The sequence below is a fragment of the Desulfovibrio sp. 7SRBS1 genome, from assembly GCF_049723905.1.
Lineage (GTDB): Bacteria > Desulfobacterota > Desulfovibrionia > Desulfovibrionales > Desulfovibrionaceae.
In genome coordinates, this window is record NZ_JBJKFD010000001.1 from 1,630,303 (window position 1) to 1,656,123 (window position 25,821).

Annotated in this window: 26 protein-coding genes and 1 pseudogene; 3 read left to right on the top strand and 24 right to left on the bottom strand. The window is 57.4% G+C overall.

Features of this window, described 5'->3' with window-relative positions:
* Positions 1 to 373 precede the first annotated feature (373 nt).
* From ACI0FJ_RS07580 to ACI0FJ_RS07590, 3 genes are all read left to right on the top strand, one after another.
* On the top strand, positions 374 to 1,471 hold the full coding sequence (locus ACI0FJ_RS07580; protein ID WP_424301260.1) for a hypothetical protein: 1,098 nt from the start codon (positions 374 to 376) through the stop codon (positions 1,469 to 1,471).
* On the top strand, positions 1,458 to 1,724 hold the full coding sequence (locus ACI0FJ_RS07585; RefSeq protein ID WP_424301263.1) for a hypothetical protein: 267 nt from the start codon (positions 1,458 to 1,460) through the stop codon (positions 1,722 to 1,724). Before ACI0FJ_RS07580 ends, ACI0FJ_RS07585 begins: the two co-directional genes overlap by 14 nt.
* A 329-nt stretch (positions 1,725 to 2,053) precedes the next feature.
* Positions 2,054 to 2,950: a MerR family transcriptional regulator gene (locus ACI0FJ_RS07590; RefSeq protein WP_424301266.1), complete on the top strand. Its 897-nt coding sequence runs from the start codon at positions 2,054 to 2,056 to the stop codon at positions 2,948 to 2,950.
* Positions 2,951 to 3,000: 50 nt separating this feature from the next.
* Here the strand turns inward: ACI0FJ_RS07590 and ACI0FJ_RS07595 are convergent, their stop codons facing one another.
* From ACI0FJ_RS07595 to ACI0FJ_RS07710, 24 genes and pseudogenes are all read right to left on the bottom strand, one after another.
* The gene (locus ACI0FJ_RS07595; protein WP_424301269.1) at positions 3,001 to 3,411 is read right to left on the bottom strand and encodes a EutP/PduV family microcompartment system protein; all 411 of its coding nucleotides are present in this window, start codon (positions 3,409 to 3,411) and stop codon (positions 3,001 to 3,003) included.
* Positions 3,412 to 3,447: 36 nt separating this feature from the next.
* A complete protein-coding gene (locus ACI0FJ_RS07600) occupies positions 3,448 to 3,798 on the bottom strand; it encodes a BMC domain-containing protein (RefSeq protein WP_424306516.1) in 351 nt (116 codons plus the stop codon).
* A 521-nt stretch (positions 3,799 to 4,319) separates the two neighbouring features.
* Entirely contained in the window at positions 4,320 to 4,871 is a 552-nt protein-coding gene (locus ACI0FJ_RS07605; RefSeq protein ID WP_424301272.1) for a BMC domain-containing protein, read from the bottom strand.
* Between the two features lie 15 nt (positions 4,872 to 4,886).
* Positions 4,887 to 6,224 (bottom strand): 4Fe-4S dicluster domain-containing protein, encoded by a 1,338-nt coding sequence (locus tag ACI0FJ_RS07610; protein WP_424301275.1) that lies wholly within the window; start codon positions 6,222 to 6,224, stop codon positions 4,887 to 4,889.
* A 114-nt stretch (positions 6,225 to 6,338) separates the two neighbouring features.
* Positions 6,339 to 7,448 (bottom strand): 1-propanol dehydrogenase PduQ, encoded by a 1,110-nt coding sequence (locus tag ACI0FJ_RS07615; protein ID WP_424301278.1) that lies wholly within the window; start codon positions 7,446 to 7,448, stop codon positions 6,339 to 6,341.
* A gap of 109 nt (positions 7,449 to 7,557) precedes the next feature.
* Entirely contained in the window at positions 7,558 to 7,836 is a 279-nt protein-coding gene (gene eutM, locus ACI0FJ_RS07620) for an ethanolamine utilization microcompartment protein EutM (RefSeq protein WP_424301281.1), read from the bottom strand.
* A gap of 59 nt (positions 7,837 to 7,895) precedes the next feature.
* The gene (locus ACI0FJ_RS07625) at positions 7,896 to 8,213 is read right to left on the bottom strand and encodes a hypothetical protein (RefSeq protein WP_424301284.1); all 318 of its coding nucleotides are present in this window, start codon (positions 8,211 to 8,213) and stop codon (positions 7,896 to 7,898) included.
* Positions 8,214 to 8,216: 3 nt separating this feature from the next.
* A complete protein-coding gene (locus ACI0FJ_RS07630) occupies positions 8,217 to 8,765 on the bottom strand; it encodes a BMC domain-containing protein (protein ID WP_424301287.1) in 549 nt (182 codons plus the stop codon).
* Positions 8,766 to 8,768: 3 nt separating this feature from the next.
* Positions 8,769 to 9,044 (bottom strand): EutN/CcmL family microcompartment protein, encoded by a 276-nt coding sequence (locus ACI0FJ_RS07635; protein ID WP_424301290.1) that lies wholly within the window; start codon positions 9,042 to 9,044, stop codon positions 8,769 to 8,771.
* A gap of 11 nt (positions 9,045 to 9,055) precedes the next feature.
* On the bottom strand, positions 9,056 to 9,649 hold the full coding sequence (locus ACI0FJ_RS07640) for a hypothetical protein (RefSeq protein ID WP_424301293.1): 594 nt from the start codon (positions 9,647 to 9,649) through the stop codon (positions 9,056 to 9,058).
* 9 nt (positions 9,650 to 9,658) lie between these two features.
* Positions 9,659 to 10,480: an ethanolamine utilization protein EutJ gene (gene eutJ / locus ACI0FJ_RS07645; RefSeq protein ID WP_424301296.1), complete on the bottom strand. Its 822-nt coding sequence runs from the start codon at positions 10,478 to 10,480 to the stop codon at positions 9,659 to 9,661.
* Positions 10,461 to 11,162, bottom strand: coding sequence for a phosphate propanoyltransferase (locus ACI0FJ_RS07650; RefSeq protein WP_424301298.1), 702 nt, complete (start codon positions 11,160 to 11,162; stop codon positions 10,461 to 10,463). The genes eutJ and ACI0FJ_RS07650 overlap by 20 nt, the downstream gene beginning before the upstream one ends.
* Before the next feature lie 204 nt (positions 11,163 to 11,366).
* Complete coding sequence (locus ACI0FJ_RS07655; protein WP_424301300.1) at positions 11,367 to 11,651, bottom strand: BMC domain-containing protein; 285 nt, start codon at positions 11,649 to 11,651, stop codon at positions 11,367 to 11,369.
* A gap of 65 nt (positions 11,652 to 11,716) precedes the next feature.
* Positions 11,717 to 13,156: an acetaldehyde dehydrogenase (acetylating) gene (locus tag ACI0FJ_RS07660; RefSeq protein WP_424301303.1), complete on the bottom strand. Its 1,440-nt coding sequence runs from the start codon at positions 13,154 to 13,156 to the stop codon at positions 11,717 to 11,719.
* A 4-nt stretch (positions 13,157 to 13,160) separates the two neighbouring features.
* Positions 13,161 to 13,931 (bottom strand): BMC domain-containing protein, encoded by a 771-nt coding sequence (locus ACI0FJ_RS07665; RefSeq protein ID WP_424301306.1) that lies wholly within the window; start codon positions 13,929 to 13,931, stop codon positions 13,161 to 13,163.
* 240 nt (positions 13,932 to 14,171) lie between these two features.
* Positions 14,172 to 15,104 (bottom strand): choline TMA-lyase-activating enzyme, encoded by a 933-nt coding sequence (gene cutD / locus ACI0FJ_RS07670; RefSeq protein WP_424301309.1) that lies wholly within the window; start codon positions 15,102 to 15,104, stop codon positions 14,172 to 14,174.
* 86 nt (positions 15,105 to 15,190) lie between these two features.
* A complete protein-coding gene (cutC, locus tag ACI0FJ_RS07675) occupies positions 15,191 to 17,740 on the bottom strand; it encodes a choline trimethylamine-lyase (RefSeq protein WP_424301312.1) in 2,550 nt (849 codons plus the stop codon).
* A 29-nt stretch (positions 17,741 to 17,769) separates the two neighbouring features.
* Complete coding sequence (locus tag ACI0FJ_RS07680; protein ID WP_424301315.1) at positions 17,770 to 19,275, bottom strand: aldehyde dehydrogenase family protein; 1,506 nt, start codon at positions 19,273 to 19,275, stop codon at positions 17,770 to 17,772.
* 66 nt (positions 19,276 to 19,341) lie between these two features.
* The gene (locus ACI0FJ_RS07685) at positions 19,342 to 19,683 is read right to left on the bottom strand and encodes a BMC domain-containing protein (protein ID WP_424306518.1); all 342 of its coding nucleotides are present in this window, start codon (positions 19,681 to 19,683) and stop codon (positions 19,342 to 19,344) included.
* Positions 19,678 to 19,959 (bottom strand): annotated as a pseudogene (locus ACI0FJ_RS07690) (BMC domain-containing protein); the annotation flags it as partial. The pseudogene ACI0FJ_RS07690 and the gene ACI0FJ_RS07685, both read right to left, overlap by 6 nt.
* Before the next feature lie 847 nt (positions 19,960 to 20,806).
* Positions 20,807 to 22,171, bottom strand: a complete 1,365-nt coding sequence (locus ACI0FJ_RS07695; RefSeq protein ID WP_424301318.1) for an NAD-dependent succinate-semialdehyde dehydrogenase — start codon at positions 22,169 to 22,171, stop codon at positions 20,807 to 20,809.
* An 87-nt stretch (positions 22,172 to 22,258) separates the two neighbouring features.
* The gene (aguB, locus tag ACI0FJ_RS07700; protein WP_424301321.1) at positions 22,259 to 23,134 is read right to left on the bottom strand and encodes an N-carbamoylputrescine amidase; all 876 of its coding nucleotides are present in this window, start codon (positions 23,132 to 23,134) and stop codon (positions 22,259 to 22,261) included.
* A 15-nt stretch (positions 23,135 to 23,149) separates the two neighbouring features.
* Positions 23,150 to 24,238 carry an agmatine deiminase family protein gene (locus ACI0FJ_RS07705; protein ID WP_424301324.1) on the bottom strand — a complete coding sequence of 363 codons (1,089 nt, stop codon included), beginning with the start codon at positions 24,236 to 24,238 and terminating at the stop codon, positions 23,150 to 23,152.
* Positions 24,239 to 24,245: 7 nt separating this feature from the next.
* On the bottom strand, positions 24,246 to 25,679 hold the full coding sequence (locus ACI0FJ_RS07710) for an aminobutyraldehyde dehydrogenase (protein WP_424301326.1): 1,434 nt from the start codon (positions 25,677 to 25,679) through the stop codon (positions 24,246 to 24,248).
* Positions 25,680 to 25,821: the final 142 nt, after the last annotated feature.

Below are 25,821 nucleotides of genomic sequence, written 5' to 3' on the forward strand. Positions count from 1 at the left end.
ATCAAAGGTATACCGGGTTTTTCCTGGCCATCACCTTGTATTTTCCTCCATAATCCGCAAAACCGTTCTTTCCCTCCGGGACATGGTTTATCCACCTTTTTTTGCACGTATTTCTGTAATTTCACCAGGTTTCTCCTCAAAAAAGAATACTCCGAAAGTCGAGATATAATGCCGTTATCTGCCAATGACCGGCACTGACACCCACGTCCTTACAAGCTGAAAAAACTACAGAACAGTCCACATTCCTTATTTCATATTGACCTTCCCCTTAAGAGGAATGCTACCTTAGCAATGGGAGTCTCAACCCAAAAAATAACCATCCAGATTTCATTATAGGGCTGTCTTATTAATTAAAAAGGGAAAGGAGACGATCATGGGGCAAACATCAGGTGTTCTTAACCCAGCAGCAGTTGTTGCCAAAAACAGACTGGCTGCAGAATTCCGTAGGAAAGGCATCGTTGTAGCGTTGCTTTCCGGCCTTTTGTACGGTTTTTACACCGCTTTCATGACCTTGGGCATGTCCAAAGGCGTTTGGGAAGTCTGGTACGGCGCAAAATCCGGCCTGTCCGCTTTTGCCGTCATGTATCTGTTGTCCGCCTTGGGCGCGGCAACCACCGATACCTGTAGCGCAGTATGGGCTTTAGGCATTGCTGGTTTCCGTGGCCGTCTGGGTGATTTTTTCCGCTGCATCAAAACCAAACCCGGCATGGTCATGGTAGCCGCTGCCATCATCGGCGGCCCCTTGGCAAGCACCGCATATGTGGTGGGCCTGCAGAAAGCCGGTTCCCTGGTTGTGCCCATCAGCGCCTTGTGCCCGGCCGTCGGCGCAATTCTGGGTCGTTTCATGTTCAAGCAGCACCTGAACGCGCGCATGCTGTTCGGTATTGCCATCTGCTTTTTCGCAAGTTTTCTCATCGGCAGCACAGGCCTGGGCGACAACGCACCGCCAAACCTGCTTCTCGGAATTTTCTTCGGCTTCATAGCTGCCGTGTGCTGGGGTACTGAAGGCTGCGTATGCGGTTACGGTACGTCCCTTATCGACCCCGAGGTCGGCATCACCATCCGTCAGGTTACTTCCGGTCTTTCCAACCTCATCATTCTTGTTCCGGTCTTCAGCATGATCTCCAAGATTGATCCCGTGGGACTGGTTGCGCAATCCTTTACGGATTCCAGCGCCATGCCCTGGTTCATCCTGGCCGGTCTGAGCGCCTACCTCACCTTCATGCTCTGGTACAAGGGCAACGCCATGTGCGGTGCCGCCCTGGGTATGTCCTGCAACGGAACATTCTCCTTCTGGGGCCCCTTCTGCTGCTGGCTTGTGCTTGGTATCGGCGCCGGTTATGACGGTTGGGACATGCCTCCCATCGCCTGGGTCGCCGCTGTCATCATGGTCATCGGTATCTTTGTCATTGCAATGAACCCCCTGGACCTGCTGAAAAAGAAGAGCGAGGGCGCATATGAAGCCGCTTAACTACGCAATACTTAAATCCTTTACCGAGGTGGACGAAGCCTGCGCCAACGATGTCATGGACAAACTGCGGGCTCAATACGGTCACTTCAAGGCCTTCAACAAAAAATCCATCATCGATGCCCTGATGACGGCGGAGGCAAACGGCCTTCTGGAGGAATCCCGGTTCGACCTGGACTCCAACAATGAACTCCGCGTGTACTACCGTGCACACGAAGAAGGCGCAGCCACCATCAACAGCTACATCCGGGGCTGATCAGCAAGCACCGTCGTTCTTTACATATAAGGGGCAGCCTCCTCACGGGGCGCCCCTTTTTTGATCACCACATGTCATGGGAAAGAGAGATATCCTAATGACTTGCAACCAAATCTTGTGTATGGCGACAAAAACCGAACAAGAAAAATCGGAGTCATCCGACAATCCGATTTCAAATTGTTCTCATGGCAGCTTCGGGGGAGGCTGTCGGTTGATTGCCAAAAAAGTCTGGATGTAATTTTCCGTTAGTTACCGTCCCGCAAGATCACCCGTAGGAAAAATCATCCTGGGCTTTTATGGGCTTTCAACTCATATCTGGAGGGAAATCCATGAAGTTCAAGGCGAAATATTCCATAGGCGAGGTTAGCCAGTTATGTAATATATCCAAAAAAGCGCTGCGCTATTACGACAAGATAGGGCTTATCACGTCGCAGCGTGAGGATTACAACAATTACAGGTATTACACCTCGGAATCGTTGCTGGCTGTTCCCGTCATCAAATACTACAAGCAGATGGGTTTTAAGCTCAACGAGATGCAAAGGTTCATCGAGGGCGATATCGACCACGTATATCGTGCCATTCAAAAATCATTTCTCGCCAAAATACAAGAACTCGAGACGGAACGCGAGGCTATTTCCAGAAAATACACCTCGGTAAGGGATTGGTACGATCTGATTCTTGAAGCCGAGATGGTCATAGACAATGAAATCCATGAGGTTTCCATCAAATACGTGGAAGCTTCCAATTACATCTTTCAGGAACAGATATTTGAAGGCGACATCAAGGCTTCCGTCATCAACATAGACTTCACCAATTATCTGGAAGAAGTGGGGAACGAGATCACCGGCCCCGTCATTCTGCAATTTTCCTCGTACAAGGACCGGCTGGAAAACAAACAGCAGAAGATACGGATTCTGCAAAAGAAGCTGCTGCCCTGCCCCGACGATGCGAAAATGGAGTTCGGTGGCCACATGATGATCTGCTGCTATCATATAGGCCCGCACGAAACCATTGGCGTGACCTACGAGAAGATACGCAGATGGGCCGCAGACCACGGCTACACCCTGGGAAAACACTGTTACGAACGCTACGTTACGGACTACTGGACCACGCGTAACAGCTCCAAATTCGTTACCGAGGTAATGATGAAGGGAACCAGAAAGGGAACAGGAAAGGTAATGGACCTGGACGAAGAGGCCGAGGAATTGCCTGACGAACTGTTATAAGACAAAGCCTTTATAAAAAACCGCAATACTGCGTGGGGTTTTTCCTGGTTTCAGCGAAGAACCTCACGCAGATCTTCAATACCTTCCCCAGATTGTACATCCACATGCAGGATGTTGCGCACCCCGGCATTGGCAAGAAAACGTTCGGCCAGGTTCGACTTGCCATTGGCGTTACCAGCCCGGCTTACCACCCCCACCACCTTTCTGTTGAACATGGTGGCAAACAAAGGCGGAAACATGGATGTGCGGCGCGTGGCGTCCTGAACCAGCACCAGAATGTCGCACTCCGCCGACGTCGTGATAAGGGCGGAGTAAAAACGCCTGTTTTCCAGAAACTCACCGGGTGTGTTGACGAAACGGCCGCAGAACTCCACAGACAATGCCTTGTGCGCGCGCGGAGTGCGTCCTGAAAGAATTCGGATCAGCTCGCTTTTGCCCGATCCCGATTCCCCCATGAACATGACCCGCTGCGCCGATGTTGTCGGGCACTCCACCAATTACGACCGGGTGATCTCAACGCCCGCATAATGCAGCACATCGTCGAAATAGGCCAGAACAGCCCTGAGTGCGGCTTCCACGCTGGCCACATCGCCTATCAAAAGAAGAGAACCGCCAAAGCGGTCGAGAAAGCCGATCTCCACGGAGGCAGCCTTGGTGGCTATATCCGCGGCAATGATGACGCCTTCGCCCGGCGTGATGGTGAGAATGCCCAGGGCCTCGCTGACTTCGTCGTCCAGCCCGAGCTTGAGGTAAATGCTTTTTTGCGGGGCGGAAATAAGATGGGCGAGCGTAACCTGCTTGCCAGGCACATACTCCTGAATAACCCGCTGCTTTGTTTCTTCCTGAATATTCGCCACGTTTGTCTCCGATCTCTCCCTGCGCAGATGGCGGAAGGCTGATATGCAAACCGGGCAGTCCCGGGATAGAAATCTCGATTTGCGGTGCTGAATATTCCGTGGTCGCACCCGCTTTACAAGCCGTTCTCAACGCACGACGTTGTAATCGGAACACGTTAACGCCGAAAAGAACGCCGCGTCAACGAGGAGCCCGCCGGGACAAGCCCAAAATTTCCAAAGCAACCACCCAAAGTGGTCACCAGTTCAGCCCGACAGCCTGCTTATAAAAGCACACGCCCAAAGATATGCAGGGGCGAAAAATTTTATTTTCGACAAAGAGGTACTCAAGAAACAAAGGATCGAACGTTTCAACAAAAATAGCTTTCTGGCCTTTTCCGGCAGTCTGTTTTCCCTATCCGGAGAGGCGGTTACAATGTGCAGGAACGGCCTGCCTGGAGTGTCCCAAGGAAGAACACACTCCAGGCAGGCCCTTTACCGGAATCACCGTTAAAAACGGGGAGTCTCATTTCCGGCTAAAGTATCTTTGCCTTCAATCCGTCGCTGGGCGAGGGAATCACCACATGGCTGTGGACCGGGCCGGAATCACCCACGCCCGCCACACCGGCGTTCACCGAAGAAGTTACAGAGCCCACGTCGCCGGTCATCACCACGAAAGCGCGGCCAGCCAGCCCGGCGGCGAAACGGATTTCCAAAAGATCCACCTGACCGGACTTGGCGGCGGCATCCGCTGCAATAATACAGGATGCGGTGGTGCAGGTTTCGATAACGCCCAGGGCGTCGATGCGCACGCCGGGCGTGGCACCGTTCAGAGCGGGAATGACGCCCACATGCACGCTGGGAATGACGAACCAGTCCACGACCATGTCGCCACCGATGGCACATCCCGTTTCCACGGAGCTTTTCACCGCACCGGTGTCTCCGGCCACAATGACCAGATACCGGCCGGGACAGGTGGGCCGGGCCACCACAAGTTCCACTTCCGCCGCCTTTACCATTTCGTCGGCCGTGTGCATGCCCAGGGCGACGCTGTTCAGCTCGACGCATCCGATTGTACGCAAATTCATATCACTCACCTGCTGTTAACAAGACCTGATGACGACCATGCCGTCCGCAACCGATTCCACTGTTCCGTTGATGCTTGCATGCACCCGGGCGCCCATGGCCTTTTCCGGGATTTCCCCGATCAGGTCGCCTGCGCTCACCGTCTCGCCCACGGCAACCCGGCACTGGGCCGGAGCACCGATGTGCTGTGCCAGGGGAATCGTCACCCGGTCGGGAACGAACTCTCCGGCATAGGCGGGATGCGTGTCGTACTTTGTCAGGTTCAGACGCTGAATCAGGCGGCTGGTGGGCACAAAACGGTCGCTGCGAAAAGGATTGGTTACGGGCTCACTGCCGTCGGATTCCCAACGCACGCCCTGCTGGCGCATGATCTTCTTGATCTGCGCGTTGACCTCGCGGGGGGAAACCATCATGGGGCAGGCGAACTTTTCGCACACGCCGCATTCGGAACACAGCAAGGCTTCCTTGGCCGTCTCCACAATGAGTTCATCGGACATCAGGCCGTCGAAAATGCGCATCAGCTTGTGGGGATGGAGGGAATGGCCCAGCAGATTGCGCGGACACAGGTCCGTACAGTGGGTACACTGGCAGCAGATGCTGGTGGTAATGCGCCGCACCCGGTCCGGGTCCATGATCTTGCGGGCCACGACCGTATGGTCGGGAGGCAGGACGATGAGTCCGCTGGTGGTCTTGGTCACCGGGCGCGCCGTATCGGGCAGCACACGGCCCATCATGGGACCGCCGTCCACCACCTTGTAGTCAGAAATTGTCGCTCCGCCAGCATGGGCAAGGACGTCGGCAACCATGGTTCCCACGGGCACCTTCACCACCATGTGTTGTCCCACTTCGCCGGTAACGGTCAGATAACGGTGGGTGACGGGCTTGTCGTCCATGGCCGCGGCAATGTTGCAGAACGTTTCCACGTTGCTGACCACGGCCCCGATTGCCAGCGGAATGCCACCTTCGGGGACGGTCTTGCCGAGAACTTCGTGTACCAGTACGTGCTCGTCCCCGGCAGGATAGAAATCTTTCAGTTCAAACGCTTCCAGCCGTCCCGTGGTATCGCGGGACACGGCCTCGCGCACCGACGCCATGGCCGCGGCATGTTTGCCCTTCAGGCAGATTATACCCTTGGATGCTCCGGTACAGTCCATAACGGCGTGCAGTCCACGGATCATCGTATCGATTTCGGTTTCCATGAGATGCGGATCGCTGGACAGCAGCGGCTCGCAGGAAGCTCCGTTGACCAGAACTGTATCCACCGTGGCGTTCGCCTTGACGTGGGTGGGAAGCCCGGCGCCACCGGCCCCGACCACACCCGCGTTGCGTATTTTCTCTACAATCTGTTCTTTCATTGCTCACCTTTTTTTCAAGGTCGCCGTCGGCCTGTTTTCACGACGGACCGCCCAACGCCCGGACGGTCCGCCGCGGATCACAAAATTCCAGATGACCGAACAACTCCGGCCTTGCTACCAGGCCTGCTCCAAAAGCTGCACAATGTCCTCGCAGGAAGGACTTCTCGGATTGCCGTGCGTGCAAATGTCTTCCAGAACATTCTTGGCCATTGTTTTCATATGTTCGCGGAAAGCGCCTTCATCGATCTTCAATTCCCGGATACGGTTGGGAATGCCCATGGATTCGTTGAGGTCGCGCACGGCCTGGATAAGGCTCTTGGTGCCCTCTTCCACGGTATTTGCGGGCAAGGAAACGCACTGGGCAATTTCGCGGTAATGCACGCCCACATCAAAGCTGTTGAAGCGGATCACATAGGGCAGGACCACGGCGTTCGCCAGCCCGTGGGGGATGTGGAACAAGCCGCCAAGGCTGTGGGCAATGCTGTGGGTGATGCCCAGCCCGCTGTTGTTGAAGGCCATGCCCGCCATGCACGATGCCAGCAGCATGTGCTTGCGCGCCTCCATGTCGTCCCCGCACGTGTAGGCCCTGGGCAGGAACTCGAATACATATTGGATGGCGTACTTGGCGTAGATGGAAGTAAAGGCATTGGCCTGCCGCGAGGTGTACGCCTCGATGGCGTGGGTCAGGACGTCCATGCCGGTTGCCGCGGTAACGTGCGGCGGCAGGGTGCGGGTGAAGCGGGCGTCCAGAATCGCCATATCGGGAATGAGAAGCTCGTCGTTGAGGGGAATCTTCACCTCATTGACCTTGTCGGTGATGACGGAGATGGCCGTCACCTCGGAGCCCGTCCCACTAGTGGTGGGGATGGCGACGAGCAGGGGTTTCACCTCGCTCTCACTCGCCTTGTGGGCAAAAAACGTAATGGCTTTGGCCGCGTCTATGGCAGAACCGCCGCCCAGTGCAATGACAAGATCCGCTTTGTCCTGAAGGAAGAGACGGGTTCCCGTGGTCACGGTTTCCAAAGACGGGTCGGATTCGACTCCGTCGAAAATACGGTGGCGGATGCCGCTGCGGTCCAGCTGGCTCTGAATCCGATCCACAAAACCGGCTTTGACCATAAAGGGATCGGTGACGATGAAGGCTTGTTTTGCCGTCAAATCCTCAAAGGTCTCAAGGGCATCGTCGCCGTAGCAGATTTTTGTTTTTCCGTAGAACTGTGTCACCCTCGAACCTCCAAACCTACACAAGAAAGATGTTTATGGTTCTGCCCCGGCTGTTGAAAAAAAGGCACAGATCGATGAGGCGCTCGACCTGTGCCTCGCAAATACCTTATTACTCTGCGCGCTTGGGCAGAATCATCTCCACTTCGCCATGGGGGCGGGGGATGACGTGTACGCTGACCAAGTGGCCCACGCGTTCGGCGGCTGCAGCGCCTGCGTCCGTGGCGGCCTTTACCGCGCCCACATCGCCACGCACCATCACGGTGACCAGCCCGCCACCTACCTGCACACGGCCGATAAGTTCGACATTGGCAGCCTTGACCATGGCATCGGCAGCTTCAACGGCACCGACCAGCCCTTGTGTTTCGATCATTCCCAGTGCGTTCATCATACTGTTCTCCTTTTATGAAATAAATTTCGTCCACTCTCGGGCCGCAAACGGGCCGGGCGTCAGATACTTCCGTCAATCGCGTCCACGATCCGGCAGCTCAGATCCTTCAAAGTTTCCATGTCGTTGACGCCGTAATCTTCCTTGAGCACGGCCGCCACAGCGTAAAACAATTTTTCCTTGCCTTCGTCATCACACGCGGAAGCTGTGTCGGCGCAGACTGCGGCATTGGGGTTGGGACCGTAAACAACGAGAATCCCCCTCTTGCACAGCTCGTCCTTGGCTCCGGGCGTCAGGATGATCGTGCCGTCGGCATAGACCTTGTGGGTCACCGGGCAGATGTGGTCCTGAAGGTTTTTGACCTCTACGAGTTTCTTCATTTGCTACCTCACACCGCTTGTTAAAGCCTTAACGACCGAGACGTCCGGTCTGAGGATGACGACCGCCTCGACAAGATTTTTTCCCAGTGCGTCCTTGGACGCCTGTGCAGCCTCTTCAACCGCAGCCGAATCACCGCCGAAAACAAAATAGGATTTACCGTTGATGCCCTGTCCGCAAACCAGACGCAGGAGCCGGATATCGGCCCGCTTGACCGCCGCGTCCGCCGCGGCAATGCCGGAAGAGACACTGCGTGCTTCCACCACGCCCAGGGCGTCGCCCGCGTCCGCTTTTTCCGCCTTGCGCAGAACGGCGGTAACTTGGGGAGAAATATTGGAAATAACGAAACTGCCATGGAGGGCGCGTCCCGAGTTGCGCGCGTGGTCCACCGCCGTGCTCACGGCCTGCCGGTCGCCAGCCACGTGGATGAGGTAGCGGCCGCCGCAGATGGTCGCGGCCCGGACGAGTTCCACATCCGCCACCTTGACCATTCCGTCCGCCAGTTCCGCCCCGGCGGCAATACTTCTGCTTTCCACTACGCCCAACGTATCCACGACCTAGGCCCCCGGTTGCGCTGTAACTTGGTCGATGATGCCGACGATGGCGGCATCGACCGGCGTGTCGAAATTGGGCAGGGCCTTGCGTGCGGAACTGCCGGTAACCACCAGCACCTGCTCGCCTATGCCTGCGCCCACACAGTCCACGGCAATGAAGCTTTCATGCGCGTCCCCACAGGTAGGGTCGATGCGTTGCACAATCATGAGCTTCAACCCGTTGAGCGTGTCCTCTTTGCGGGTAGCCCAGACATTTCCGGTGACCATGGCGATAATCATACGCGTTCCGCCTATAATCCTTTCAAAATGTTGATGTGCAGCCGGTCGGCAGCCTCAAGAGCCAGGGGCGTGATCACGGCGGAAGCCGGGACCATGAGTGTGGATGCTCCGTCCTCGTGCGCCCTTTCCACATTCTTTTCGGTAACAAGGCCTTCCCGGAAACGGATGGTGTCCGGACGCCTGCGCCGGAACTCGACCAGACCGTAGGTGGCCAGAGTCTTTCCGTACGCTGCGTACAGTTCGTACAAAGGACCGGGCGCGGTTTCGCCGTAGGCCTGGTAGCCGAACTCCAGGACCTCCACTTCCCGTCCGGAAAGCAGCAGGCTCAGAACCTCGGAGACGGCCCCGCCCGAGGCCCGCCCAATGGCCAGATCGGCCATGTCCGAACAGGACAGATACGGCAGGATGTAACGGTACGGGACGGTGTCCCCTGCTGCTTCACCCGAAAAAAGGATGCGGTCCCCTTCTCCGAGATGCGGCCGGATTTTTTCGGCCAGGGCGTCGTCCCTGTCTGCCAGAACAGAGACGCAGGGAGCTTGCGCCTCCCCCCGGAGCTGGTTCAGAACTTCCCTGGCAATACTGCCGATCAGCTCGTTGACATCCATGAAAATCTCCTATGCTCCGCAGTTCAGGGCGATGCCCAAAGGAGTGACCAGAAAGGGATTGGCCGGTTTGAAGACCGGAACGCCCGTATCTTTCTCAATGACCTTTTCCATGTCCTTGAGGCAGCAGGTGCCCCCCACCAGATAGATGGCGGAAATGTCGCGGCCCTTGATATGTCTGGCAATGATGGAGGCCATTTTCTGGATGACCGGACGGACCACGGGAAGAATTTCGTCCTGGCGGTCCTGCTGTTTTTTGAGGTCTTCGGCCTCTTCGAAGCTGATCCGGTAATTGCCGGAAAGAACCAGGGTCAGATGCGTGCCGCCCGTGGCTTCATCGGCCACATAGGTGACCTTTCCGTTTTCCAGAATGGAAAGGCCGGTGGTGCCGCCGCCGATGTCCACGATGACACCGTTGTCGATACCCAGCACGGCATTGGCCGCCGTGGGTTCGTCCAGCACCGAGGTCACTTCCAGGCCCGCGCCCTCCACCACGTAGCGGTGGGTGCCGCAGTCCTTTTCTCCAGTACCCGGAGGAACGGCTATGGCAGCCTTTTCAAGCTTGCGCCCCAACCGTTCCTCCAGTTGGCCCACGAGCTTGCGGACGATGCGGGTGGCGCCTGTATAGTCGACCACCAGCCCGTCCTTGACTACCTGGGCGAACTCCATGGCACAGGCCACAGGGCTCTTCTCCTCGTTCAGCACAACAACGACAATGTAGGCGGTACCAAGGTCCACCCCCACATGGAGTTGCTCATCCACACGCACCGGGATAGTGCTTTCGATGCAGCTCTCCAGTTCGCCTATCTTCTGATCAATGACAGCGAAGTCCATTGTCTGCCCCGCTTTTACGGTTCACGATTTTGCCCACAACCTTCTTGCTCCAGCCGGAGCTGTTGCCCTCGTCCGGATCAATGTGCATGGCCAGATTGAACTTGTCGCTGACCCGGATGAGCACGTCTTCCAGAATCAGCGGACGGTCGCCGTCCAAACGGACGCTGACCATGTCCTTGTCGCAAACATGAAACCGTTTTGCGTCTTCCGGGGACATATGAATATGCCGGGCCGCCACGATCACACCCTTTTCCAGGCCGACAATGCCGGTCTGCGAAGCCAGGATGATACCGGGCGTGCCTTCAATGTCGCCGGACTGGCGCACGGGAGCATCGACACCCAGACCTCGCGCATCGGTCTTGGATAGCTCCACCTGGGAGCTGCCGCGGGAGGGGCCGAGTACCGCCACATTGTCGAGAACACCTTTGGGACCGATGAGACGCACACGCTCCTTGCTCAAAAACTGCCCCGGCTGGGACAGCTCGCGAACAGGAGTCAGGGGAGCGCCGAACAGGGAAATGGCATCCTCTTCGCTCAAATGAACATGTCGTGCAGAAAGCTCTACCGGAATATCGTCATCAGTATTCACGCATTCCTGCGTGGCATCGGGACCGCCGGTCATTTGTCCCAGAACGTTCTTGATGACTCCTTCCAAAATTTCTGTAATGGCCTTCTCGTTCATGCTTTCTCCGCTCACGGAAATTCACCGACTTTTTTTACGCATCATAATTACGTGGTACTGTTCTTGCCTCGATTCAGGAGCCCGACAAAACATTCGCTCGCCGTTCCCCTGTCCTGCGCCGCCCCGGCTTTGTTGTGCATAACCGGGGTCCGGCGATGGGGGATGCTTCTCCCCCATAGCCGGACAGGTTGCCTTCAAAGGAAGTTACCCTTCGATTTTGGGCAGAATCATTTCCACTTCGCCGTGGGGGCGGGGAATGACGTGAACGCTGATGAGCTCGCCAACGTTCTTGGCTGCGGCTGCACCGGCGTCGGTAGCGGCCTTGACCGCGCCCACATCGCCGCGAACCATAACGGTCACCAGACCACCGCCGACCTGGGTGCGGCCGATCAGAGTTACATTGGCGGCCTTGACCATGGCATCGGCTGCTTCCACAGCGCCGACGAGTCCTTTTGTTTCAATCATGCCCAAAGCATTCGAAGTTACCATGCTGCTCTCCTTCGTAAGAATGGTTTTCTGCTACGTTGCCTGTCGGTTAATTCCACAGGGGGAAATCAAGCCATTTTTTTGAGTTGCTCAACAATCAGCGACGTGATGGCGTTGATGTCGAGCTGGTGCGATTCCTCATGCGCGGGAGCCGCGGCACATGCCGAATTGCCCAGGTCGTAGGCGACCCGGCGAATGTTCAGCAGGTTGAGCGGAGTGACGTTGTCCGAGGTGGCGCTTCCACCAACCGCACCGCACCCGAGGGTGAACGAGGGAAACAGGGAAGTGGTCAGGCCCACGGCGCCCTGGGTGGACGGCGTGTTGACCAGGATGCGCGAAACAGGCTTTTTGAGGCCGAATTCGCGGATGACCTCTTCATTATGGGAATGGATGGCCAAAGAATGGCCTATACCGCAGTTCTGCAGAAGCGCATGGCAAAGTTCGCAGGCTTCCTTCCAGTCTTCCACAACGTAGAAGCCGAGCAGTGCGGTGAGTTTTTCCTTGGAAAAAGGATATTGCTGGCCAACGCCCTTTTCATCGGAAATGAGCAGACGGGTTCCGTGCGGCACCTCGATGCCGGCCACCGAGGCGATGTACTCTGCATCACGACCCACGATGGCCGGATTCATCGAGCCATTGCCGCGCTCCATGACAGCCTTGACCTTCGCCAGTTTTTCGCCTTCCAGAAAATAGCCGCCCTGGGCCACCAGAGCCGCCCGAACCTTGTCGGCGATGCACGCTTCGGTAACAATGGACTGTTCCGACGCGCAGATGGTTCCGTTATCGAAGGTCTTGCTGGACATGACCATGGCCACGGCCTGGTCCACGTCCGCGCTGCGTTCGATGAAGGCCGGTACGTTGCCCGCGCCCACGCCAAGGGCGGGAGTGCCGGAGCTGTAGGCAGCCTTCACCATGCCGGGACCGCCAGTTGCGAGAATCAGGTCGGCAACCTTCATCAGCTCGTTGCTGCCCTGGATGCTGGGCACGCTCATGCAGCTGACGAGGTCTGTGCTGACGCCGCATTTCTGCAGCACTTCCTGAATAATCGCCACAGTCTTGCCGATGCACTTGCGTGCACTGGGATGGGGGGTAAAGACGATGCCGTTGCCCGCCTTCACCGCAATGAGGGCCTTGTAGATGGTCGTCGAGGTGGGGTTGGTGGAGGGAATAATCCCGGCAATGACCCCCATGGGAGCGGCAATTTCGACGATCTTGTGTTCTTTGTCGTCGTTGAGGACCCCGATGGTCTTCATGTCCTTGATGGCTTTATAGAGCGTTTCGCTCGCCAAAATATTCTTTATCTTCTTATCTGCGGCTTTACCGAAACCGGTTTCTTCCACCGCCATCTGCGCCAGTTCCTCGGCGTGCGTGGCCACGGTATCGGCAATGGCCTTGACTACGGAATCGACATGCTCCTGATCCAACAGGGCGAAATCCGCCTGGGCCTTGCGAGCCGCACGCACCAGGGAACGGGCTTCCTGCACGGACAATAAATCTTTGTCTACCATGGAACTACTCCTCTATCTGCCTGTATACATTTACGATCGAATCAATCAGGTCTTTTTTCCTGGCAGTTGAAATCTTGTCCTGGGGCATTGCAATGCCTTCCAGGGATCGAGCCAGCTGCCGCAACCTGGTCACACTCATCTTTTTCAGCTGGGAAACGGTATGGCGTTTCGGCTCTTCGCGCTCGGCCGCATCCTTTGCAGGAGCTTCCGTCCGTTCTTCTTCCTGAGCCGTCGCCTGGGGTTGTGAAATGTCTTCCGCAGGAGTTTCGCCATCCGGCGCCTCATCCACAGTTTCCTGGGCAGGCTCCCCGGCGGGTTCCTCGACGGACGTCTTGGGCTCTTCCGAAATGTCCCGAACTTCGGGAGTTTCGGACGCCACGCCGGATGGCGATTCGGGCGTTTCAGTTTCTGCGGGTTCTGTAATCGCCGCCCGTACTGCTGCTCCTCCGGTACCGAAAGGAGGAGTGAAATCATCTGGAGAATCGTCGTGCAGGTCGGGCGGCGTTGTTTTAATGATGCGGGAAATTTCTTCGTCCGGACGCGGAATCACATGGCGGGAGATCAGAACTGCTCCGTCTATGCGCTCGACCATGGCGACTCCGGCATCGACGGCAGCTTGTACGGCGGCCACTTCTCCCGTCACGGAGACGGTCACCAGCCCGCCGCTGGCCAAAATCTTTTCCAACAGGCGCACGTCGGCGGCCTTGAGCATGGCATCGGCGGCTTCCACTGCTGCCAGAAAACCGTTTGTCTCTATGAATCCAAGTGCCATCATAACGAAATTCTCCTCGGTCCCGGTGAATATGCCCGCGTCCAATCGTGTCGATTCGCCGTATTTTCAGCCCAGGGCCGCGTCTGCTAAATTCTTTTCACTAAAAGAGTTGCAGCCTGACGCGAACATGGTGGGCATGGCCCGCCATGCGCCGCTGGAAGCGGCGTGAACGCCTCTGAAAACCACGTTTTTCAGGGGCGTGGTCCTCCGCAAAATACGTCTATGTATTTTGCGGACATCACCCTAGTGCCGAATTACGGACACCGGAAAATCATACTTCCGGATGTATTCCTCAACACGCCCAAGGTCCTCGTCCGTCAGCTTGGGGTCGCCCTCGATGGGGTATTCCCATCCCAGCTGGGCATACTTGTTCACTCCCAACTTGTGGTAAGGGAGCAAGTCTATCCCCTTGAAATTTTTGTAATCCTGATATGGACGCAAAAAGCGGATCATCTGGTCTATCTCGTCCGGCCTGTCGTTGACGTCCTTGAGCAGCGGCACGCGGATTTTCACGTTGTGCTTGTTTTCCAGCAGCCATTGCAGGTTGCGCAAAATCCGCTCGTTGCGCACGCCGGTCAGCTCGTAATGCCGGTCCGAATCCATATGCTTGAGGTCGAAAAGAAAGAGATCCACAAACTCGGCCACTTTCTGCACGGCTTCCAGGCTTGCATAACCGCAGGTCTCGATGGCCGTGTTGATGCCGCGCTGCTTGCTGACCATGAGAACGTTGGCCAGGGCTTCCGGCTGCATCATGGCTTCGCCCCCGCCCACGGTAATTCCGCCTCCCGAGGTGTCGTAAAAGGGGCGGTCTTCCTCGATGATGTCCACAAGCTCGGAAATGGTCTTCTGCTCGCCCACTATGGCCAGGGCGTTGGACACGCAGGCCTGCTCACACTTGCGGCAGCCGATGCATTCCAGTTCCCGATTCACCTTGTGGACCCTGTTCACCTGCTCCAAGGTGTGGATGCCCACAGGGCACACCGCGACGCAGGCCCCGCAATTGACGCACATGTCGGCCTTGAACAGAATCTGATAGGAGCGAAGCTGGCCCTCGGGATTCGAGCACCATTTGCAACGCAGGGGGCATCCCTTGAAAAACACCAGGGTGCGCACACCCGGGCCATCATACATGTTGTACTTCTGGATATTGAAGATCAGTGCTTTTCTTTCTATCACGATGCTTCTCTGCGGCTAATGGTTCCCGAATCCCGATAGGTTCCAGTTTCAAGTCGCGTCACGCCCGCCTTGCGGCGGGCGTGCGGCTAGATTTCACGCAGCACGGTACGGCTGATGATTTCGTCCTGAACGTCCTTGCACAGTTCCACGAAGAAGGCGCTGTACCCGGCCACGCGGACAACCAGATCGCGGTAGTTCTCGGGATGCTTCTGGGCATCCAGCAGAACGTCGTTGTCCAGGTAGTTGAACTGCATTTCGCCGTTGCCCAGCATGCAGGCGGTGCGCAGCAGCGTGATGACGCCGTTGCGTCCTTCCGGGGTTTCCAGAAGACCGGACATGAGCTTGAAGTTGTGCACCATGCCGATGTTCATGCAGTCGTTGGCCATTTTGGAAACGGACTTGATGATGGCCGTGGGGCCTTTGTAGTCCGCGCCCTGCGTGGGGCTGATGCCGTCGGACAGCGGCATCCAGGCGTCGCGTCCGTTGGCGGATGCGCCCAGCAGCTGGCCGAAAGGCGTGTTGTTGGAAATGGACAGGGTGCCGTGGCTCAACACCGAGTACAGGGTCTTGTACCGACGGTGATCCGTTTCCGTGAAGTGGATCAGGTCGGCGGCGATCAGGTCGGCATAGTCGTCGTCGTTGCCGTACTTGGGCGCGGCGAGACAATCGGCCTTGATCTGCTCGTAGCCTTCAAAGTTGGCCTTGAGGGCTTCGTTGAGCTGAGCCAGGGTATATTTCTTGTCGTCGTAAACCAGCTTCTTGATGGCGGCCATGGAGTCGGCATAGGTAGCCAGTCCGCTCCAGACCACGCCGGGGCCGAAGTTGTACATGGCACCACCGGCGGCAACGTCCTTGCCGGATTCCATGCAGCCTTCGTACATGATGGACATGAGCGGTTTCGGTGCCATGTCGCGGTGTACGCGCTGGGAAATGACGGTCGCCACGCTGGTCCATTTGGTGACGTACTTGATCATCTCCTTCACGGCGGCGTCGAACTTCTCGTACGTGTCGTACTGGCTGATGTCGCCGTAGTCCGGGCAGACTTCCTTGCCGTACCAGAGCGGCACACCGTGGTTGAGTACCAGTTCGATGCAGATGGGCCACTGGGTGTAGGCAGTGGATGTCCACTGATACAGGCGGCCAGACTTCTGCGGTTCCACGCAACCCATCAGGCAGTAGTCGCGGGCGTCTTCAATGGACACGCCCTTGGCCAGCATCATCTTGATGTGGGTGTCGTCGAAGTGCACGGCGGGAAAGCCCATGCCGGAACGGATAACGTCGACGATCTTTTCCAGATACTTCTGGGGCGACTTGTTGTGAACGCGGGTGGCGAGAGAGGGCTGGTAGATGCGAACGTGGCGCACCGCGTCCATGAGCAGATAGGTCAGGTCGTTGGTGGCGTCGCGTCCGTCACGGGTAACACCGCCCACGCACATGTTCACAAAGGGCTGATACCCGGCAAAAAACTTGGAACCGCCTTCGCTGGTGATCCACATCATTTCGGACATCTTCACCAGCATGCAGCCTGCCAGGTCAAAGGCTTCGTATTCGGTCAGACGGCCGGATTCGAGGTCTGCCTTGAAAAAGGGATACATGTACTGGTCAACACGGCCGATGGACATGCCGGTCTGGTTTTCTTCCACCACCAGCAGGGACTCGATGGTCCACACGGCCTGGATGGCTTCCCAGAAGGTTTCGGGCTTGTGGGCCGGAACCCGTGCGTTGACTTCGGAAATCTTGAGCAGCTCGGCCTTGCGCTTGGGATCGGTCTCCTTGGCGGCAAGTTCGGCAGCGTATTCGGACATGCGCTTGGCGTAGATCATTACGCCTTCCGTGGTATCGATGACCGACTTGTAGAAGTAGATCTTGTCGATATCCTCGGGGTTCTTGTAGTCCAGATGTTCCAGGTGCTCCTTGGCTTCGCGCTGGATGTCCAGCATGCCCTTCTTCATCAGAATGACGTCGTAGCCGGGGTTGGAGTCGCCACCGCCGTTCACCGCGTGGTAGGAGCAGTCCGAAACAAAGGACTCACCGGAAAGTTCCCACAGCCCGGCTTCGCGGTACTGGCCTTCGCAATATTCATCTACGGATTTGCTCGCCCAGAACGGAAAGAGCTCCTCACGCATGATCTTTTTGTCTTCATCGGAAATATAAAAAGGGTCCTGCGGACGCGTGCCGATGGTGTCGATTTCGTCCTGCATCCAACGCCATGCAAGGTCCGGGGAGAAAGCGCCGGCGCGGGGAGCACCATTGGGAGCACCCACGATGAGTTCGTGGTCCTGGATCACCAGCGGAGCGGTTTCGCAGCAGTAGCGGAAGCATTTACCACGCAGCAGAATCTTGGGCATGCCGGGGTTTTCCTTGGCAATCTTGGTGATGGCCCGGGCCCGGTGGGTGGTGATGCTGGGAACCTGCTTGAGAAAGTTCTCCTTGAGTTTTACATGGCGCTCGGTAGGACCTTCCGGAATCCCGGTGCAGTCCGAGGAGGCGGCGACGCAAGTGGGGTGCGCGTCCGATTTCTTTTTCAGTATTTCGGCGGACACGCCCTCGAAAATTTTCTTCAGAGATGCGCGTTCTTCCTGACTCAGGTTCTTTGTCGCTTCTGCGAGCTTATTGGAAAAATCGTGAAGATCCACTTTGCTTCCTCCAGTTAACGGATACTCTTCTATTTTGCAGACTCACCCAAAACCCCGATCGCCTCCATCAGGATCCGGTGCAGGGCCTGTACCTTAGATGCTTCGCAAGTGACCTCACGCCTTTCGCCTTCCTCATGGGAAGACCCGGCGCCGGTGTTTGATCCGAGGGCCGCAGCCCCATCAACCCGGCGCACGCCGTAGCCCACCTTGCGCGTATAAATGAGATTTCGGGGTGACACGTTGTCTGCGGTAATGCCGCTTCCGGCCGAGCCGCTCCCCAAAGTCATTGCAGGAAAGAGATTCGTGGTGATCCCCATGCCTCCGAACGAGGCCGGGGTGTTGACCAGCAGCCTGCCCACGGGTTTCTTGAGGGCGAACTGCCGGATGACTTCTTCGTTGCCGGAATGGATGACCAGCGTATGCGCGTTGCGTTCGTGCAAAAGCAGCTCGATGCACTTTTCACAGGCGTGCATCCAGTCGTCCTCCACGTAATACGCCAGCACCGGTGCCAGCAGCTCGCGGGAATACGGATCGTTGTCGGTCACGTATTTGCGGTCCGCCACCAGCATGGTTGTTCCGTCGGGAACAAAAAAACCGGCACGCTTGGCCAGGATCTCGGCGGATCTGCCGATGCTTCCAGGCTTGCGGCATCCATTGGAGTCGAACATCAGGGAAGCCAGTTTGCGGGATTCCTCGTTCGACATGAAATGCGCACCGTTTTCCGCCAGGGCCTGACGGACCTGATCGGAAACGCAGGCGTCCACCACCACGGACTGTTCGGCAGACGGTGCAATACCGTTGTCGAAGGTCTTGCTCATCACGATGTCGCGAGCTGCCTGTGCTATGTCCGCAGTGCGCTCCACAAATGCGGGGCCGTTGCCTGTTCCCCCATAGATGACGGGCTTTCCGGAGCCGCGGGCGGATTCCAGCATTCCCGGAACGCCCGTCATCAGAACCAAAGAGGTGGCGGGATGGTTCATCAACTCCTGGGTGCCGCTCTTGGTGACGGTTTCCAGATAGGTGAGACACCCCTCGGGAAGACCGTGCGCCTGGGCGGCGTTGATGATGATGTCCAGCGCCCACCGTATGCTCTTGCGAGCAGCGGGATGGGGAGAAAAAATAACGGCATTGCCCGATTTGATGGCGAGCAGCGCGGTATAGATGGTGGTGGAAACGGGGCTGGTGAAAGGACTCAGCGCGACGACCACGCCCACCGGGACACCGATGTCCATGAGCCGGTTGGATTCGTCTTCGCCAATGATGCCGACGCAGCGCATGCCCCGCAATTGCTCACGTACGCGGGTACAGACGAAACGGTTCTTGAACCATTTGTCCTCTACCCTACCGCAATCGGTCTCCTCGCAGGACATGACGGCGAGTTCGTGGGCATGTTCTGCCACGGCGTCTGCCACACATTCGACAACTGCATCCAATTGCTCCTGCGTGAACGTCGCCAGCTTTTTCTGAGCCATACAGGCGTTTTCGGAAAGAATCCTGGCCTGTTGGATGGAGAGCAGGTCGTTGTCAACTATCATCGCGGTCCCCTTTTCCTTCCCGGCTAAATCGGTCGTAGGTCGTCAGCCACCACGCGGCGCACAGCGCTAGGGCAACAAGTTCTCGATGGTATAAATGCTTGTGATCTTATCCAGATCGGGGTGGGGGGTGGGAATGACCACGGAGCTGTAAACCTCGGTTCCCATGGCTTCCACGGCTTTTACACCGGCTGCCACGGCAGACTCGCAGGCTGCCACATCGCCGCGAACCAGCACCGAGATGTACCCGGAGGCAACGTTTTCGTAGCCGATCAGTTCCACGTCCGCGGTTTTGATCATGGCATCAGCTGCTTCCAGAACGTAAACAATTCCGAATGTTTCAATGAGTCCCAGCGCGCGAAAGCGTTGGGAAGCACGGTCATCTTCCGGGACATCGGGGACGGCGTGCACAGATACAATGTCGCCGACGCCGCGGATGGGGCGAGGCATGACGTTGTGTGCTGTCAGCTTGCCGATTTCGGCGGCTGCGGCAGCGCCGGAATCCACGGATGCACGAACGGCAGCCACATCGCCCTTGACCATGACGGCAACCAGGGTGGATCCAACGTTTTCATAGGAAATGAGCTGGACGTCAGCCGTCTTCAGCATCCTGTCCGCGCCATAAATTGCCGGAACCATTCCAAGCGTTTCGATAAGGCCCAGGGCCTCCTCGCCATAATACCTCATACAGTCTCCCATACTGCTGATGTTACAGCCCATGGCTGGGGTATAAAACGGCCACCTGAACTCAATTCGCGTAAACAAAATCTTTTTGAATCTTTGAAAAGCTTAGCCCTTCCCCCATAGGGGAAAGTCAACATACTTTCTCAAAACCCTTTCAAATTTCTTTTAACAGCAAGAAATAAAAGGACTTTTTTAAAAATATCTTTGTGTGCAGGCAATCCAGAACCACAAATCGACAAAGAGATAATTTATGTAAGAAAGACGTTAGCCTGCCGCGAACATCGGCATGAAGCTTTGATTTCATGGTTATTTTCAGGCGTGGAAAAGAAAACCGTGACGCCCTCCCATTAGGGGGAATGATGGAGGGAAAAAATCGGGTTTGGCCGATAAAAGCCGCAGCCAAAAATGGCCCAAAGCAGCCTCGCTGTTACGACTGTTTTTTTTGAGGAGGAGAGCAAAAGACGGGGGCAGTAACGCAGCTCGACCACGCAAAAGCCAGCCGCGAGTGTACCTTGAAAGACCAGGGAAGTACCCGGCCTGTCAGAGTCAATACGAAGAAAAGCCGTCCCAGAGGAAACCGGGGACAGCACTCACACAGGAGTAAGAGCCAGCGGAAAGGGAGAGAGCTGCGGGGAGGGAGAAAACCTCAAAGGTCGCATTCCACTGGTGACACGGTGGAGAGGTCTTTTGGCCTCCTGCCTGTGACACCTGCGACACCCGTAACACAGGGGGGAACCTGACTCGGCGGGCTGAACCCGCCAAGTCAGGCCGATGTCGCTTTCACATGCCAAACCAATGTACAGCAAAAGATCTGAAGCAAATGAAAAACTTCAGTTTTGCAGATGCTCAATTAGTCCACACAATATGATTTCTCGTTCACAAAGGCCCGTATTCCAAAGGGCCCGAGTTCACGGCCGTATCCTGAATTCTTGATGCCGCCAAAGGCCAGTGCGGGATCGCTCCGGACCAGGCCGTTCACAAACACGGTGCCGGACTCGACCTGCCGGGCTATCTCCAGCCCTTTTTCCGCATCACCGGTCCAGACGGAACCGCCCAGGCCGAATGGAGTGTCGTTCGCCAGGGCAACGGCTTCCTCCACGCTTTGCACGCTGAAGACCAGGGCCACCGGGCCGAAAAGTTCTTCCTTGCACACGTCCGCGTCGGTGGGGACGTCCCGGATGATGGTCAGAGGGTAGTACGCCCCCTTGCCCTCGGGCACCACCCCGCCGCGAATCAGCTTGCCCCCGGCGGACAGGCACCTGTCCACCTGGCTCTGCAACTCGTCGCGCAGGGCCATGGAAGCCATGGGACCGACCTTGATTTCCGGGTCCATGGGATCGCCAATGGGCAGGCCGTCCATTTCCTTGGAAAGCGCCTGCACAAAAGCGTCGCAGACCTCTTCCAGCACAATGAACCGCTTGGCCGCAATGCATGTCTGCCCCGTGTTGCTGCACCGGGAAAGAGCCGCCACAGAAGCCGCCTTGTCCAGATCCGCATCGGGCAGAACAATAAAGGGATCACTCCCGCCCAGCTCCATGACGCTCTTCTTGAGCCGGGCTCCGGCTGCCGCAGCCACCTTGCGTCCTGCGCCCTCACTGCCGGTCAGGCTCACGCCCACCACGGAGTCATGGTCGAGCACGGTTTCCACCTGCCGCGCGCCAATAAGCAGGGTTCGGAAAACATCGTCGGGAAAATCACTCAGCGCAAAGGCCTGTTCAATGGCCATGGCGCATTGGGGAACATTGGAGGCATGCTTCAGCACCATGGTATTGCCCGCCATCAGCGTGGGCGCGGCAATGCGCACCACCTGCCAGTACGGGAAGTTCCAGGGCATGACGGACAACACCGTGCCCATGGGGGCATACTCCACAAAGGCCTTTGTACCCACTCCGGGGACGGGCTCGGGAGCCAGCAATTGTTCGCCGTGCTGTGCATAATATTCACACACCGTGGCGCACTTGAGCACTTCGCCCTTTCCCACGCCCACGGGCTTGCCCATTTCACTGGCCATTATAGCGGCATACTCCGCAGCCCGGTCACGCAAAACCGCAGCCAGACTGTTGAGGCAGTCGGCACGTTTTTGCAGCGGCGTGTTTTTCCAGCTGGCATATGCGGCCTGCACACGTTCCAGAGTGGAAATGACAGCCGCCGGTTCAAGTTCGGCAAAGGTTTTTTCCAACTCGCCGGTGGCCGGGTTGATACTTTGAATCGCCATTGTCGTTTTCTTTTCCTTGTTAAGCGTCCGTAAGGGCCAGGTGCCGGGAATCTCCCCCAAACCTATACGCCTGTTCGGCAACAAACACTACGATGCCACCGAAGCCGAGCCGCAGCCAAGCAGGCCGCCGTACAGTGACGGTCTGCGGTCCCGAAAGACGCCCCAGCCCGCCCGAAGCTCGCGGATTTCATCAAAATCGAACTCGGCCAGCAGAACATCCTCCGTTTCCTTGTCGGCCTGGTGGATTATCTCCCCGGTGGGCCCGGCAATAAAGGACGATCCGTAGAACGTAATTTCACTGCTTTCCCCAACTTCCTTGCCGATGCGGTTGGAGGCCACCAGGGGCATCACGTTGGCCCCGGCATGCCCCTGCATGACACGGGTCCAATGGCCCGAAGAGTCCCAGTCCGGCTTGGGCGGTTCCGAGCCTATGGCCGTGGGGTACATCAGGATATCCGCCCCCCTCAAAGCCATGGAACGGGCGCATTCCGGGAACCATTGGTCCCAGCAGATGCCCACGCCAATGTTGCCGTAGCGCGTGTTCCAGACCTTGAATCCCGTATCGCCGGGATTGAAATAGTATTTTTCCTGATACCCGACGCCGTCGGGGATGTGCGTTTTGCGGTACACACCCAAAATGCTCCCGTCCGCGTCGATCATGGCCAGGGAGTTGTAGTACGCCTGCCCGTCCTTTTCAAAAAAGCTCACGGGCAGAACAACCTCCAGCTCGCGGGCCAGCTCCCGCATACGCATAACGGCAGGGTCCTGGGCCAGGGGATGAGCCAGAGCAAAATACTCCGGCTTCTGGTCCTGGCAGAAATAGGGAGTGGAAAACAATTCCTGCAGCAGGACGATATCCGCCCCGCCGCGCTTTGCCTGTCTGATGAGACTTTCGGCATGGTCGATGTTTTTCCGCGCATCGTCTACGCAGGCCATCTGGGTGGCTGCCACTGTAATCTTCATACCTTATCTCCAAAACTAAAACGGAATTTTTCCCACACCTGCGGGCTGCTGCTGGGTGATGCAGTGAATGCCTCCCCCGCCCTTGAAAATGGGCAGGGAATCCACAACCACCAGTTTGCGATCCGGGTACAGACGCCGGAAAAGCTCGTATGCAACCGCGTCGTTGGCATCGCCAAAGGAGGACATGACCACGCCGCCGTTGGCCATGTAGAAGTTGATGTACGACAGGTCGAGCCGCTTGCCCTCGTGCTCCACATACTCGGGCTGGGGCACGGTGATTATTTCCACGGGCCGTCCGGCTGCGTCGCAGGAAAGCTCCAGCCGATGCATATTGTCCTGAAAGACCTTGTAATTTGGGTCTTTGGGATCATCGCACGATTGGATGAGAACCACACCGGGCCGCACAAAGCAGGATACAATGTCCACATGGCCGTTGGTGTCGTCACCGTCCAGGCCCTCGCCCAGCCAGATGACCTGGCGTATGCCCAGATAGGCGGCAAACAGCTCCTCGAAATCACGCTTGGTAAGGCCGATGTTCCGGGCCGGGTCCAGCAGGCACTGCTCCGTGGTGATGAGCGTGCCCTCCCCGTCCACATGGATGGAACCGCCTTCCAGAATAAAGGGTGCCACGTAGCGGCGGATGTCTTCCCGGGCCAGAATATCCAGGGCCATGGATTCGTCGTTGGTCTTGGGGGCGTAAAAATGGCCCCAACCGTTGAACATCCAGTCTATTCCTGCCACCTCGCCCCGGTCATTAACCACAAAGGTCGGGCCGGAGTCACGGGTCCAGGCATCTTCCACGCGGGAAGGAACCACCTTTACCGAATTCCCGCACATTTCCGCAGCCTGGGCCAGATCGTCGGGATGGGCCAGCATGACCACCTCCTCGAACCCGGCCACGGCTTGGGCGACCGCAGAGTAGGCCGTACGGGTCTCCTGCATTCCGGCCCCCCAAAGTTCGACCAAACGCGGCCAAGCCATCCAGCACCGCGAGTGCGGGGCCCATTCCGCAGGCATGAAGAAATTGTCCGAAGCCGGGGTACGCACGGGGATGTAGTTGAATCCCCGTGGCGGTGCCGGTGTCCGTATTGCTGCGTCAGCCATGATTCTCCTAGCTCGCTGTATTGATCATAACGTGTTTGGTGACCAGGTAGTCGCCTACAGCTTCGGCGGAAAGGTCCTTGCCGAAACCGGACTGCTTGAACCCGCCGTGTGGCGTTTCCGAAGCCATGGGAAGATGGTCGTTGACCCATACCGTGCCGAACTCCAGGGCGCGGCTCACCCGCATGGTCCGGGCCACGTCGCGCGTGAACACGGAGGATGCCAGACCGAAGACCACGTCGTTGCCCATGGCAATGGCCTGCTTCTCGTCTTCAAAAGACTGGATGGTGACGACCGGGCCGAAAACCTCTTTCTGGACGATTTCCGAATCCTGCTTCACATCGGCAATAACCGTGGGCTGGAAAAAGTAGCCAGCGCGGTCGATGACCTTGCCGCCGCACAGAATGGAGCCACCGTCTTTTTCAGCCCGTTGTACGAACCCGGCCACCGCGTCACGGTGCTTTTCGGAAATCATGGAGCCCATCTGGGTGGACGAGTCGAACGGATCGCCAACCTTGACGTTCTTCATGGCCTCTACCACGGCTTCGCGGACCTCGGCCTCAATGGACTTGTGGCAGATGATGCGCGTGGCCGCGGTGCAGTCCTGGCCCGAGTTGCAATACGCCGCCAGGGACAGCTTTTCCGCCACCAGGGCGACGTCGGCGTCTTCGAACACCAGAGACGGGGCCTTGCCGCCCAGCTCCAGATGCACGCGTTTGACCGTGTCGGCCGCGCTTTTCATAACCGCCTTGCCGGTTTCCGTGGCACCGGTAAGGCTGACCATACGGATATCGGGATGGGCGGTGAGCATGGGGCCGACATTGCCGACCACCACGTTGACGACCCCGTCGGGAATTCCTGCCTCGGCAGTCAGTTCGGCCAGCATGAGCGATGTACGCGGGGTGATTGTGGCCGGCTTGAGCACGGCAGTGCACCCGGCGGCCAGGGCCGGGCCGAGTTTCCACACGCCCATCAGCAGGGGATAGTTCCACGGAGAAATCTGCCCTACCACGCCTACCGGGTCGCGGCGATAAATGGATGTATAGCCTTCGGCAAATTCCCCGGCGTGGTGTCCGCCGGTGTCGCGGGCGGCAGCGGCAAAAAAGCGCAGGTTGTCCACACAAAAGGGCAGATCGCCCCCAAGACTTAAAAATTCGTAGGGTTTGCCCGTATCCTCGGATTCCACGCGGGCGAAATCTTCCATACGGCCTTCCAGCAGATCGGCCAGCTTCCACAGGGCCCGGGCCCGGTCTGCCGGTGTCAGGCCGGACCAGCGTCCGTCCTCGAACGCGGTCTTGGCCGCAGCCACGGCTTTCAGAACGTCTTTTTCACCCGCTTTGGCCACACTGGCGACGATTTCTCCGGTTGCCGGATTTTCAACCTCCACAGTTGCGCCGTCTGCGGAATCGGTCCATTCGCCGTTTATCCAAAGTTTCATGTCCATCTTTTTCTCCCGTGGTTTGGCCTTCGCTAAAGGCACGTACATCTCTTGCGGAGAACCGCTTTGCTGAAAATCGCAATCATCAGCATCCAGACGCCGCATGGCAACCATGGCCGCCATGCGGCGCCTTTGGACGTAATAGCGG